Annotated in this window: 13 protein-coding genes; all 13 read right to left on the reverse strand. The window is 33.0% G+C overall.

Features of this window, described 5'->3' with window-relative positions; all coding sequences use genetic code 11:
- On the reverse strand, positions 1-912 hold a 912-nt coding region (locus J7M77_RS10155), incomplete at its 3' end, for a translation initiation factor IF-2 N-terminal domain-containing protein (protein WP_296878125.1).
- 4 nt (positions 913-916) lie between these two features.
- Positions 917-1,213, reverse strand: a complete 297-nt coding sequence (locus J7M77_RS10160; RefSeq protein WP_296878149.1) for a ribosomal L7Ae/L30e/S12e/Gadd45 family protein — start codon at positions 1,211-1,213, stop codon at positions 917-919.
- On the reverse strand, positions 1,206-1,463 hold the full coding sequence (locus J7M77_RS10165) for a YlxR family protein (RefSeq protein ID WP_296878127.1): 258 nt from the start codon (positions 1,461-1,463) through the stop codon (positions 1,206-1,208). Before J7M77_RS10165 ends, J7M77_RS10160 begins: the two co-directional genes overlap by 8 nt.
- 12 nt (positions 1,464-1,475) lie before the next feature.
- A complete protein-coding gene (gene nusA, locus J7M77_RS10170) occupies positions 1,476-2,798 on the reverse strand; it encodes a transcription termination factor NusA (protein ID WP_296878129.1) in 1,323 nt (440 codons plus the stop codon).
- Positions 2,799-2,811: 13 nt separating this feature from the next.
- The gene (gene rimP, locus J7M77_RS10175; RefSeq protein WP_296878131.1) at positions 2,812-3,279 is read right to left on the reverse strand and encodes a ribosome maturation factor RimP; all 468 of its coding nucleotides are present in this window, start codon (positions 3,277-3,279) and stop codon (positions 2,812-2,814) included.
- 98 nt (positions 3,280-3,377) lie between these two features.
- Positions 3,378-7,694 carry a PolC-type DNA polymerase III gene (locus tag J7M77_RS10180; protein ID WP_296878133.1) on the reverse strand — a complete coding sequence of 1,439 codons (4,317 nt, stop codon included), beginning with the start codon at positions 7,692-7,694 and terminating at the stop codon, positions 3,378-3,380.
- A 62-nt stretch (positions 7,695-7,756) separates the two neighbouring features.
- The gene (locus J7M77_RS10185) at positions 7,757-8,830 is read right to left on the reverse strand and encodes an RIP metalloprotease (protein ID WP_296878135.1); all 1,074 of its coding nucleotides are present in this window, start codon (positions 8,828-8,830) and stop codon (positions 7,757-7,759) included.
- Positions 8,830-9,981 (reverse strand): 1-deoxy-D-xylulose-5-phosphate reductoisomerase, encoded by a 1,152-nt coding sequence (locus tag J7M77_RS10190; RefSeq protein ID WP_296878137.1) that lies wholly within the window; start codon positions 9,979-9,981, stop codon positions 8,830-8,832. The genes J7M77_RS10185 and J7M77_RS10190 overlap by 1 nt, the downstream gene beginning before the upstream one ends.
- 2 nt (positions 9,982-9,983) lie before the next feature.
- A complete protein-coding gene (locus J7M77_RS10195) occupies positions 9,984-10,766 on the reverse strand; it encodes a phosphatidate cytidylyltransferase (protein ID WP_296878139.1) in 783 nt (260 codons plus the stop codon).
- Positions 10,766-11,518 (reverse strand): isoprenyl transferase, encoded by a 753-nt coding sequence (locus J7M77_RS10200; RefSeq protein WP_296878141.1) that lies wholly within the window; start codon positions 11,516-11,518, stop codon positions 10,766-10,768. Before J7M77_RS10200 ends, J7M77_RS10195 begins: the two co-directional genes overlap by 1 nt.
- Positions 11,519-11,628: 110 nt before the next feature.
- Positions 11,629-12,174, reverse strand: a complete 546-nt coding sequence (frr, locus tag J7M77_RS10205; protein WP_296878143.1) for a ribosome recycling factor — start codon at positions 12,172-12,174, stop codon at positions 11,629-11,631.
- Position 12,175: 1 nt separating this feature from the next.
- Entirely contained in the window at positions 12,176-12,892 is a 717-nt protein-coding gene (gene pyrH / locus J7M77_RS10210) for a UMP kinase (protein WP_296878145.1), read from the reverse strand.
- Positions 12,893-13,080: 188 nt separating this feature from the next.
- A complete protein-coding gene (gene tsf, locus J7M77_RS10215) occupies positions 13,081-13,968 on the reverse strand; it encodes a translation elongation factor Ts (protein WP_296878147.1) in 888 nt (295 codons plus the stop codon).
- Between the last annotated feature and the right edge of the window lie 192 nt (positions 13,969-14,160).

Here is a 14,160-nt window from a genome sequence, read left to right on the forward strand (position 1 = left end):
ATCCAATTTACCTTCAACGACACTTCCGTAAGCATAACGGTTTGGATTAGCTTTTAAATCAGCTAATTCAGCTACGACTGTCAATGTTTCTAATAAATTATCAATTCCAATACCTTTTTTAGCTGAAATTTCGCAATAAACAGTATCGCCACCCCATTCTTCAGGCAATAATCCTTGTTCAGCCATTTCTCCTTTAATTCGTTCAGGATCCGCACCGTCTTTGTCAATTTTATTAACAGCTACGACAATTGGCACATTGGCCGCTTTAGCATGGTCGATTGCTTCTTTAGTTTGAGGCATGACACCATCATCAGCTGCCACAACAATAACGACAATATCAGTAACCTGTGCCCCACGAGCTCGCATTGCAGTAAAAGCTTCATGACCTGGAGTATCTAAGAAAGTAACTTTTTTTCCATTAACATCAACCTGGTAAGCTCCAATATGCTGGGTAATCCCACCAAATTCACCTTCAACGATCGTTGATTTTCTAATAGTATCAAGTAAAGTTGTTTTTCCATGGTCAACATGACCCATGATCGTTACAACAGGACTGCGAGGCTGTAAATCTTTTTCATCATCTTGAACTTCTAATTCTTCAAAGTTAACCTCACTTACTTCAACATGTTTTTCAACATCATAACCATATTCTAAACAAATTAATTCTACTTGTTCATCAGTTAATGAGGAATTAATAGTAACCATCATTCCAAGTAAAAATAATACTTTAATTACATTTGCAGGGGTCTGACCAATTTTTTCAGCTAATTGACCTACAGTGATTCCTTCTTCATAAACGATAACACCATCTTTTGCTACTGTTTCTTCTTTTTTAGTAGGAAAATTAGATTTTAATTGTTTCTTTTTAGGCGCACCTTTTTTATTTTTATTATGTTTATTTTGCTTTGCCATACATTCACCCTCCTATCTTATTTTTTAATATCTCAGCAAATCCAGCATCCTGGATACCTAAAGCAACACGGTTGTGTTTACCAATTGCTTTAGACAGTTCATTAATATTACTAGTAACAACATAATCGATACTGTAACTAGTACATTTATCGATTATTTTCTTTTTACTGTTATCACTGGCATCGCTAGCGATAACTACTAAAAAAACTTTCTTACTTCGAATCTTGGTTAATAATGTTTCCCCAGTAACAATTTTTCGTGCTCTTGCAGCTAAACCTAAAACATTAAAGAAATTATTCATTGGCATATTTTTCCAATTCTTCAAAGATTTCATCAGGTATTTCTACCTGCAAAGCACGAGCAAGTAATTTTTTTTGTTTAGCCTTGTTAAAAGCTTCATGACTTCTTTTTAAATAAGCACCGCGACCGTTCATTTTTCCAGTTGGATCAACAAACACTTCACCTTCTTTATTTCGAACAACCCGGATCAACTGCTGTTTTGGCAGCTGTTCACCGGTTGCTAAACATCTTCTTAAAGGAATTTTACGCAATTTTATCACTCCTTATTTATCATCATAATATTCATCATATTGATCATAATCGATTTCTTCATCATACTTGCTGTATTCATCATCTTCAAAATCATCGAAGTCATCATCATAATGATCGTAATTTGTTTCTGGCATAGGGTCAGTTTCGTTTGAATTTACTGTATCTAATGCTTCAACAGTTTCTTCATCACTAGTTTCTTCTAACATTTCTTGAGCAAATTCTTTTTCAAAATCATCATCAACTAATGGTTCTTCTACTGATTTAGTTTCTTTTAATTCATCAATTAAACCTAATTCTATTGCTTCGCTATAAGATTTAATATCAATCTTCCATCCTGTCAATTTAACTGCTAAACGAGCATTTTGTCCGCGCTTACCAATTGCAAGTGATAATTGATCATCTGGAACGATTACTAATGCACTATGTTTTTCTTCATCGATAGCAACATGTTTTACTTCAGAAGGAGATAATGCATTAGAAATAAAGATAACGGGATCACTATTCCATAAAATAATATCAATCATTTCACCATTTAATTCATCAACAACATTTTTTACTCTAGTACCTTTAGGTCCTACACATGAACCAATTGGATCAATATTTTCATTGCTTGTATAAACGGCCATTTTACTACGATCCCCAGCTTCTCTAGAAACTGCTTTGATTTCTACTGTTCCATCATAAACTTCAGGAACTTCTAGTTCAAATAAACGTTTAACAAAATTAGGTTCAACACGACTAACAACAATTTGTGTCCCTTTAGTACCACGATCAACATCGCTGACGTATACTTTTAAATGTTGTCCTTCAATTAGTTTTTCATTAGGAATTTGTTTATTAGCTGCTAAAAAAGCACCTGTTTTACCAATATTGATAATCGCAAAATTTGGTTCTACCCGATCAACGATACCAGTAATAATATCATCTTTTTTATCCGCAAATTCATTATACAGTGTTTCTTTTTCAGTTTCGCGAATTTTTTGTCTAAACAACTGTTTAGTTTGAATTGCTGCTAAACGACCAATATGTTCAACATCAGCTTCAGTTTCTACAACATCACCTATTTGATATTTAGGATTAATTGCTTGTGCTTCTTCTAAAGATAATTCAATATCTTCGTCTTCTAGATCATCGACAACTGTTCTTAATTCAAACAATCTAAACTTACCAGTTTTTTCATTAATTTCAACACGGACATTTGCATCAGGACTCAAATAATTTTTTTTGTATGCTTTTGCAATTGATTCTTTAAGCATATCTAAAAAAACGTCTTTTTCAATTCCTTTTTCTTCAATCAATGTATTTAATGCATCCATGAATTTCTTTCCTGCCACTTTTTATTTCCTCCTAAAATTTAACAGCTAGTCTTATAAATTTAATATTGTCATAATCAATTTTGATCGTCTTTTTAATATTCTTAACCAAATATTCAAATTCAATCGTTTTATCTTCAATTCCTTTAATAAAACCTTCTACTTCGTCTAAACCAGCAGTTGGATTATAAAATTTAGCATAAACATATTTACCAATTGCTTCATTTACCTGCTCAAAAGTTTTTAGCGGTTTTTCAACTCCTGGTGAAGAAACTTCTAAATAATATTCACCTTTGATTGGATCAGTTTCATCTAATTTGTTACTGATTGCTTCGCTTACTGCAACACAAGTATCCATATCTAGTGATCCAGTATTTTTTTCAACGAAAATCCTTAAATACCATTCCCCGTTTTCTTGAACATATTCAATGTCATCTAAATATACATCATGTTCTTGTAAAATTGGTTCAATAATTGTTTTAATGTTTTGCAAAAGTTCCATTTTTTCACCTCAATTCAACAATAAAGAGTGGGTTCCCCCACTCCGCTTCGCTATGAAACTATAGTTATAATAACACACTTTATTAGTCAATGCAATATTTAAAAAAGCGAAAGCTGATTTCTTTCTTGCATTCCATCAAAAACACCCATTTTTGATAATGTTTTAATATGTGAGTTATTTAGTTTGGTCCGTTTTACCACATCTTCTTTTGACAAAAATGGACCGTTTTTACGAGCTTCCACGACCGTACTAGCCACCGCATCACCTAAAGCATCGATAGCGCTAAATGGTGGAATTAATCCTTTTTCATCATTAGGATCTAGGATGAATTTATTAGCTTCAGAGTATTCTAAACTAATTGGACTAAAATGGTAACCGCGTTCAATCATTTCTAAAGCAATTTCAAAGACGTCCCATAAGCCTTCATCTTTATTTGAAGCACTGTGTTCTTGACGTAATCGCGTGATTTCTTCACGGCGAGCCATGATCGCATCTTTACCTTTGATCAAGGTTTCAATATCATAAAAATCACAGCGAGTTGAAAAATAGACTGCATAATATTCTCGCGGGTAATATACTTTCCACCAGGCAACCCGAATTGCCGATAATACATAGGCAACGGCATGCGCTTTTGGGAACATGTATTTGATCTTTTTACAAGAATCAATATACCATTGTGGAACATTATGTTTTTTCATTAACTCTTCATATTTTTTTTCTGGAAAAACTGCTGGTGATTTTCCTTTACGAACACATTCCATGATATCAAAAGCATCTTTATTTGGTAAACCTTTTTCAATCAAATAAACCATGATATCATCACGACACCCAATTACTTCAGAAAGTGTACAAGTTCCGGATTTGATCAATGATTCGGCGTTACCTAAATATACATCTGTCCCATGTGATAATCCTGATATAATCACCAGATCATTAAAAGTTTTCGGTTTCGTTTGATCTAACATGCCCCGAACAAAATTCGTTCCAAATTCTGGTAATCCTAAAGCCCCGTTTTTACAGCCAATAAAATCTAAATTACAGCCAAGAGCTTCACTGCTAGTAAATAAACTCATTACTTTTTTATCGTTAGTTGGAATTGTTTTAGGATCAACGCCCGTAAGATCTTGAAGCAATCTAATTACGGTTGGATCGACATGACCTAAAATATCAAATTTCAACACATTATCATGAATCGCATGGAAATCGAAGTGAGTCGTTCGCCATGTGGCCGTTAGATCATCAGCGGGATATTGATATGGTGTAAAATCAAAAACATCCATATCCCCAGGAATAACAATGATTCCACCAGGATGTTGTCCAGTTGTTCGTTTGACACCACCACAGCCAGCAGCAATTCTTTCTAATTCAGCTGAACGAATTGTATTTTCCGTTCCCATTAATTCAGCATACCCTTTTGCATATCCATAAGCAGTTTTTTCAGCGACAGTAGAAATTGTTCCGGCTCTAAAAACGTGATCTTCACCAAAAATTTCTTTAGTAAAAGCATGAGCTTTTGCCTGGTATTCACCCGAAAAGTTTAAGTCGATATCGGGTACTTTATCGGCATTAAATCCTAAGAAAGTTTCAAACGGAATATTATGTCCTTCTCCTTTCATAATGGCACCACATTTGGGACAAGCTTTATCCTCTAGATCATAACCATCACTAACGACTCCTTCTTCTAAAAACTCACTATGATGACATTTAGGACAGATATAATGTGGTGGTAAAGGATTTACTTCAGTAATTCCTGACATCGTTGCTACAAACGAAGAACCGACTGAACCACGGGAACCAACTAGATACCCATCATCATTTGATTTTTTTACTAATAAATGGGAAATGTAGTAAATTACCCCAAAACCATGTTTAATAATATTGCTCAATTCTTTTTCTAATCGTTTTTCAACGATCGTTGGTAAAGGATTACCATATTTTTGATAAGCTGTATCGTAACAAATCTTTTTCAAATTATCATCAGCACCCGGGATTTTCGGTGTAAATAATTTATCATGAACCGGTTCGATTTCTTCAACCATATCAGCAATTTTATTAGTATTTAAAACAACATACTGATATACTTCATCTTCAGGTAAATATGGATAACATTGTAACATTTCATCAGTAGTTCTAAAATATTGAGTAGGATTAAAAGCTTTTGGGTCATGGCGATTACATAATGGATGCGCCCGATGACCAATTCCAATCGTTGGATTAGAGATAAAGACATCTCTAAAAATTTTATCTTTAGGATCTAAAAAATGAACATCGCCAGTAGCAACAATTAATTTATCTAATTTTTTAGCGCAGGCAACAATTCGTTTTAATGATTTGATTAATTCATCATTATTCTCTAATTTACCACGATCGATCAAATGATAATAATCATCTAATGGTTGAATTTCAACATAGTCGTAAAAATCCATTGCTTTTTCTAATTTATCATCCGATAAATTTAAGGCAGCTTCAAAAACATCGCTATTATAACAGCTTGTCCCGTATAACAATCCTTCCCGGTAATATTCTAGTCTTTCTTTAGGTACTCTCGAGCTGCCATGAAAATAAATCGTATTCGATTCACTAACGATCCTAAACATATTTTTTAGTCCCGTTTTATTTAAAGCTAAAGCTGTCATATGATAAGGGTAAACAATTTTATAAATATCATCACCAGTTAATTTACATAGATCTAATAAATTATATTTACCACTTTGCATGATTTGATGAAGCATCATCGTAAAGACATCAGCAAGTACCTGAGCATCGTAATCAGCGCGATGAGCTACTTCATCATCATAATTGACTCGATACAAACGGCAAACATTTCCTAAACGATATGATTTTAATGGTTTTAAGATAGCTCTGGCAAGGGCAAGGGAATCAATTACTGGATTCGTAATTTCTTTCATTTGATTTCGTCGTAAATTTTCATTTAAGAATCCAATATCAAAGTTAGCGTTATGAGCAACTAAAATACAGTCATCAAAAAAATCAATTATTTTTGGTAAAACTTGATCAATCGTCGGCTGGTCTTTAACCATATCATTAGTAATATTAGTTAAATTACTAATTCTTGATGAAATTGTTTTTTGCGGATTAATAAAAGTTTGCATTCGATCGATTACTTCACCATTTTTTATCTTAACCGCTCCAAATTCGGTAATTCCATCATGAATTACGGATAACCCGGTTGTTTCTAAGTCGAATGATACATAAGTAGCATCTTCAATTGAACGGTCAACTCGGTTAAAAACAATATTCAATACAGGAACAACCATATTAAATTCACTTCCATAAATCATTTTAATTCCCGCTTTTTTTGAAGCAATTTGAGCTTGAGGATAAGCCTGAACATTTTGATGGTCGGTAATTGCAATTGCTTTATGACCCCATGAAGCAGCTGTTTGAACATATTGACTAACAGTACTAATTCCATCCATCGTTGACATTTTCGAATGCATGTGTAATTCAACTCGTTTTTGTTCAGCTTTGTCTTGCCTTGGTGCTGGTCCTTTGATTATTTCGACTAGACGAGCCATCATAACTGTTTCTTTAGAATAACTGTCAAACCTGACTTCTCCCTGGACCTTGACCCAAACACCGCCTTTACCAATTAATTTTAATTCTTCTAAAGTATTTTTAGTATTGTTTTCAAATCTTTTAACAATAATTGAATCGGTATAATCAGTGACCCACAAACTTTGAATATGTTTGCCAGATTTGATTTTAATTAAATCGGTTTTAAAAACATAACCAGTGATGACAATATTATTTTCCATTGTCTGATTAGTAATTTCTTCAATTTTCAAAGTAACCGCATTTTTTTGACTTCGATTATTACGATAATAATTATTTTCAGTTTTAGTAACAGCTGGTTTACTTTCTTTAGGTTTTTCAATTACCGGTAATTCAGGATTTTCCATTTCTGCCTGAATATTTTTGAATACTTTATTATTTTCATCAATATAATATTCGAAGTTTTTTTCAATCCCGATTTGTTCAAACATTTTAATAATTTGTTCATTTAATTGTTTCAACTGTTCTAATTGAATTTCATTGCATGTTTCTACTTTAATTTTAGTCCCCAGTTTAAAACTGGCGGTTGTTAAAGTAGCAAATACTGGGTATTCTTGCTTTAGTTGTTCTAAAATATAGCCAACATATAATTCTAATTCATGTAGATCATAATCATGATTAGTATAATGCAGATGATAAGAAATAGGATAAGGAAAATGTTCCTGGTTTCTAATCAATAATTGATATTGTTCAAACGGTAGCAGCTGATCAAATTCTAAATAAAAAATATAACTGTTATCTTTTTTGACAACTACACGTGTGATCGTTCCGTTTTTTAATTCGTTTGCTTCTTGTTCTATTTTTAAGTTTTCTAAAAGGATTAATAACTTGTCTTTCATTTAATCACCTTAACTTTCATAAAATCAATTATAACATAATAAAAAGGGAAAATTAATTCCCGTTAACTAAATATTCTTGAAACATCGTTGATCGTTACATAGATTAATAGACCAAATACCAGTGCTAAACCAGCTAGCTGTAATGCATAACGCAATTTCATTGGTAACTCGCGGCCAATCATTTTTTCAACTAAAGTAAAAATTACCTGACAGCCATCTAAACCTGGAATTGGTAATAAATTGAAAATACCAACATTAGTGGAAATCATCGCTAAAAAGAGCAAGAGCTGACTAATAGAACCGGTAGCTGTAATTTGTGCAGTAGCACTATAAATTCCTGCTGGACCCGATAGCTGACCAATTGTATTAGCAGTATCCGAAAATAATTTCCCTAAAGTCGTAAAGATCAACAATGATAAAGTTTTAAACTGTGCTAAAGCATAGTTGATAGCTTCAAAGAAACTTAACTGTCTAGTAGCTGCGGTTACACCTAGCAAGTAAACTTGGTTTTCATCGCTATATTTAGCCATAACTTGTTTTGTCTGAGTTTTTCCATTACGAACTAATTCTACTTCAACATTGATTGTATCACCATTAATTTCAATTTCTTGCAGTGTTTCACGAATATCGTTATATGAACCAATCAAATGATCTTCACCGTTATAACTGATTTTAGTAATTCGATCACCAGCTTCAATTCCAGCCATCATTGCTGGTCCATCATCAACAACCGAACCGATTACAGGCGTATTATCTTGAACTTCGATAAAACAATAAACACCGATTAAAATTACAATTGATAAAACAAAGTTCATAAAGACACCAGCTAGAAAAACAACTACTCTTTTCCAGCAGCTGATCCCATTGATTGTTCGTTCAAATGGGACATCTTTAAATTCTTCAATGTCATTATCAGCTTCACCAGCCATCGAAACAAAACCGCCAATTGGTAAAGCCCGAACTTCATATTCAGTTTCACCAACTTTTTTTGAAAATAATTTTGGTCCCATTCCAATTGAAAATTCACTGCAATAGACACCGAATGATTTTGCGGTAATAAAATGACCAAATTCATGAATTAATACCACAATTCCTAAAATTAAAATAAATACAATTATTGTAATTAATGTCTGCATTAATCTTCTCCTATCTGTTTTAAAACATACTGACGTGCCCAGGCATCAGTTTCAATTAATTGTGCTAAAGTTGGATTGGCAATAACTTGGTGAGCGGCTAATGCTTTAGCTACTAATTCTTCAATTTGTAGAAACTCAATTTTGTTGTTTCTAAACAATTCATTAGCCTGTTCATTAGCACCATTTAAAACACAAGGCATACTGCCACCGGTAATTCCGGCATCATAAGCCATTTTTAATGCTCTAAAACGGTTGAAATCAGGCTTTTTAAAAGTCAAGGTAGCAATTTTTGCTAGATCTAAGCTTTCACCACCACATAAAACATCGCGATTAGGATAAGTAAGAGCATATTGAATTGGTAAACGCATATCAGGATTACCTAATTGCCCGATAACTGATGTATCAACAAACTCGACCATTGAATGAATAATACTTTCAGGATGAATCAATACATCAATTTGGTCATAAGAAACATCAAATAACCATTTAGCTTCAATTACTTCTAATCCTTTATTAAATAAAGTTGCACTATCAATCGTAATTTTAGCACCCATTGACCAGTTTGGATGATTTAATGCTTCTTGAACACTGACCCCTACTAATTCCTCACGTGTTTTATCACGGAAACTGCCACCACTAGCAGTTAAAATGATCCGTTTAATTTGTTTATGCTGTTCACCGTTAAGTGATTGGAAAATGGCAGAATGTTCACTATCTACTGGTAGTAACTTAACATTATTTTCTTTTACCAGTTTAGTAATTATATGCCCGGCAACCACTAAAGTTTCCTTATTTGCAAGCGCAATATCTTTTTTTGCTTTAATTGCTTCAATAGTTGGTACTAATCCCGCAAACCCGACAATGGCATTTAAGACAATGTCAACTTGATCGATTGTAGCGATCTCTACCAAGCCAGCTTCGCCATAGCAAACTTTGATGTTTGGATATTTGTTTGTTAGATAAAGGGCATCTTCCTTCTTTACGACACAAACATACGAAACAGGAATAGTTGCCAAAATTTCTTCAACTTTACTTATATTATAACCAGCTGACAATGCTACAACTTGAAATTGATCAGGATGATTTTTAACAACATCAACTGTTTGCATCCCAATCGATCCGGTAGCTCCTAAAATTGTAATTTTTTTCATCATTATAACCTCACCATTACTAAAAAGAAACTAAATACAACTGCATTAAAAACAATACTATCGATTCGATCTAAAATACCACCATGCCCTGGCAATAAATTAGAATAATCTTTGACTCCAAAGTGGCGTTTGACTGCACTAAAAACCAAATCACCAATCTGTCCTGTCATTGTAAGAACAAGAAAAGCACCAATCAAAATAATATTTTCAGTTAACAGTCCTAAATAGCTAGCATAACATGTTGCTAATATAGTCCCTAAAAATACACCGCCAATTGAACCTTCAATTGTTTTTTTAGGAGAAAGCCGGGGAATTAATTTATGTTTACCAAAGAAAACTCCAGTAAAATAAGCTCCAGTATCACTGCCATACGTTGCCAGTGCTAATAATAAGACATATTGAAAACCATAAACATCTCTTAATACCATCAAAGCATGTAAGCCGGCATTGATCAAAACACCCATGGTAAAAATATAACCCGTTCTTTCAATTGTCAATGTTTCATCAAAAATCGTTGCTGCAAATAAAATTACCATATAAAGCAAGATTCCATAAGAAGCTAGAAATAAATCATTAAGATCTAATAAAAAACCATAAACGAAAAATAATAAAACAATTGGGTATATATATAACTTGATTTTAGGACGAACACAAATATGCAGCATTTCATATACTGACAAAGCTAATATTATCCCAATTAAAATTTTAAAATAAATGCCACCAAATACTACACAAGGAATGGCTACAAGCATTAAACAAATTGCGGTTATGATTCTCTCTTTCATTATTTTAACCCTCCAAAACGACGATCTCTATTTTGATATAACCAAATAGCTTTTTTTAATTCTTGATCATTGAAATCAGGCCAAAATACATCAGTGAAAACAAATTCAGCATACGCCAACTGCCATAATAAAAAATTTGATAATCGCTGTTCACCACTTGTTCTAACCATTAAATCAACTTCAGGTAATTTTTTGGTCATCAATTCATTACTAAAAATTGTTTCATCAATTTGATTAACATCTATTTTACCATCTTGGACTTTTTGAGCGATTTTTTTAGTTGCCCAAACAATTTCATCACGACCACCATAGATAAAAGCAAAGCATAAAATCAAGCCAGTATTATTGCGTGTTTTATCAATTGCTCGATTGATTATTTCCTGTGTTTCTACTGGAGCCATATCTAAGTGACCAATTGTAGTGATTCTTACATTATTTTCCATTAGTTCTTTCATATAAGATTCAAAAAAATCTTTAGGTAATTTAAAAATATATTGAACTTCTTGATCAGGTCGAGCAAAATTTTCAGTCGAAAAGGCATAAACAGTCATTGCCTTAACCCCTAATTCATTACAGCTTAAGGCAATATCACGAATAGTCTTAGTTCCTTCATGATGCCCATAAGTACGTGGCATTTTTCTTTTTTTAGCCCAGCGCCCATTACCGTCCATGATAAAAGCAATATGTTTAGGAATATTATTTAAATCAATATCTTGATAAGTTTCCTCTTTTTTCCCTTTTTTTAAAAACATGTTATAATCCTCCTATATAGCTTGTCGAGATTATACCATAAAAAAGAATTAAAAAAAAGTCTTAGCATACTCATGATAAAAACCAAAAAGCGCCACGATGGCGCTTATTATTATACGGTCATTATATCTTTTTCTTTAGCTTTTCCAATTTCGTCAATTTCTTTAACATATTTATCAGTTAATTTTTGTACTCTTTCTTGACCATCTTTGACTTCATCTTCACGAGCATCACTTTTTTTGATTTCATCGTTTGCATCACGACGAATATTACGAACTGCTACTTTTGCATGTTCCGCAAATTTCCATACATTTTTAGCAAATTCACGACGTCTTTCTTCAGTTAAAGCAGGTACCATAATTCTAATTAATTCACCATCATTTTGCGGTGTCAACCCTAAACCAGCTTCATAAATACCATGTTCAATATCCTTGATACTTGAACGGTCGTATGGTTTAATCACTAACTGACGCCCTTCAACTACCGAAATCCCGGCAATTTGGTTTACTGGTGTTGGTGAACCATAATAATCAACCATAACACGATCTAACATATTTGGATTAGCACGGCCAGTTCTAATTGTTGATAAATCACGTTGAAATGCTTCAATTGCCTTTAACATTCTTTCACTAGTATCTTCTAAAATTAAATCTATCATATTATTTCCCTCCTGAAATTGTTGTTCCAATATCTTCACCATTGCATGCTCTTGCAATATTTCCATCTTCTTGCATATTGAACACACATAAGTCAATATTATTATCTTTGCATAAAGTAATTGCTGTTTGATCCATGATCTTTAGATCTTTTTGTAAAACATCAAAATATGAAATTGAATCAAAACGTTTAGCGTTTGGATCAATTTTTGGATCAGCTGAATAAACACCATCAACTCCATTTTTAGCCATTAAAATTACATCTGCATTAATTTCAGCAGCTCTTAATGCAGCTGTTGTATCAGTTGTAAAGAACGGACTACCAGTTCCAGCTCCAAAAATAACGATTCTTCCTTTTTCTAAATGACGAATTGCCCGACGACGAATATATGGTTCGGCTACTTGTCGCATTTCAATTGCCGTCAAAAGTCTTGTTGGAACACCAATTGTTTCTAAAGCGTTTTGAACCGCTAAGCCATTCATAACAGTGGCTAACATTCCCATATAGTCAGCACTAGAGCGATCCATACCCATATCAGCCCCAGTTTTACCACGCCATAAGTTTCCACCACCACAAACAATGGCAATTTCTACTCCTAACTCTTTAGCATCTTTGATTTGTCTTGCAATGTCAGCAACCGTATGTGCATTGATACCAGTCTTATCATCACCAGCTAAAGCTTCTCCACTTAATTTCAATAATACTCGATTATACTTCATATTAATCTCCTTGCTTAAAATTTAAAAAGAATTATGCTTTAAAACATCCCATTATAGTTATAATGACCCTTTTCTTAGAAAAATTTATCACATTTTTTAACAATAGTCAAGGTAAGCCACGTTGTGACGTTAATTATAAATCATTGACGGCAATAAAAAATCATCACTGGAAAGTGATGACTTTTATTTTAACCTTTCATTTGTGCAGCAACTTCTTCAGCAAAGTTTTCTTCACGTTTTTGCATTCCTTCACCAACTTGGAATCTAACCATTTCTAAAACTTTACCGTTACCTAAGAATTTAGCTACTGTTTCATCAGGATTTTTAATAAATTCTTGGTCAACTAAGCACATTTCTTTTAAGTTTTTATTTAATCTACCTTGAACCATTTTTTCAACAATATTTTCTGGTTTAGGTTTAGCAGCTTTTTCATTTTCAGCTAAAGCTTGTGCTTTTAATACTGATAATTCATGATCCAATACTTCTTGAGGGATAGCTGTTCTATCAATATAAGTTGGGTTACTAGCAGCAACATGCATAGCTACATCACGAGCTTTTTCAGCAGTTGTATTAGCAATTTTAACAACTGAAGTCATTTTTCCACCCATGTGTGAATATGCACCAAATTCTTCATCATCATTTTTAGTTAATACATTAAATCTTCTAAAGCTAATTTTTTCACCGATTTTACCACTTGCTTCAGCGATAACAGTTTCTAAGCTTTTACCATCAACATCGATAGCTAAGGCACCAGCTAAATCAGCAGGTTGATTATTAGCAACAGTTGTTGCGATTGTATTTACTAAAGCTTGGAATTCAGCGTTTTTAGCTACGAAATCTGTTTCAGAGTTAACTTCAACGATTGCAGCAACATTTCCATCAACAACAAATGCAGTTAAACCTTCAGCAGCAATACGATCAGCTTTTTTAGCTGCTTTAGCAATTCCTTTTTCTCTTAGCCAGTCAAATGATTTTTCGATGTCACCATCACAAGCTTCTAAAGCTTTTTTACAATCCATCATTCCAGCACCAGTTTTTTCACGTAATTCTTTTACTAAACTTGCAGTAATTTTCATTTTGTTTCTCCTTTATTATTTTATTTAAAAAGGGAAAGACTAGCTTTCCCTATAATTTATTATTCTTGAGTTCCAGCTGTTTCTTCTTTATTAGTTTTAGCGTTGTTTCTCTTAGGATTAGGTTTTCCACCTTTATTTCTAGGAGTTCTTCTTTGATTATTTTCAACAGAAGTAATAGCATCATTCATAGAT

Source organism: Thomasclavelia sp., from assembly GCF_017889095.1.
In the GTDB taxonomy this organism is placed as follows: domain Bacteria; phylum Bacillota_I; class Bacilli_A; order Erysipelotrichales; family Coprobacillaceae; genus Thomasclavelia.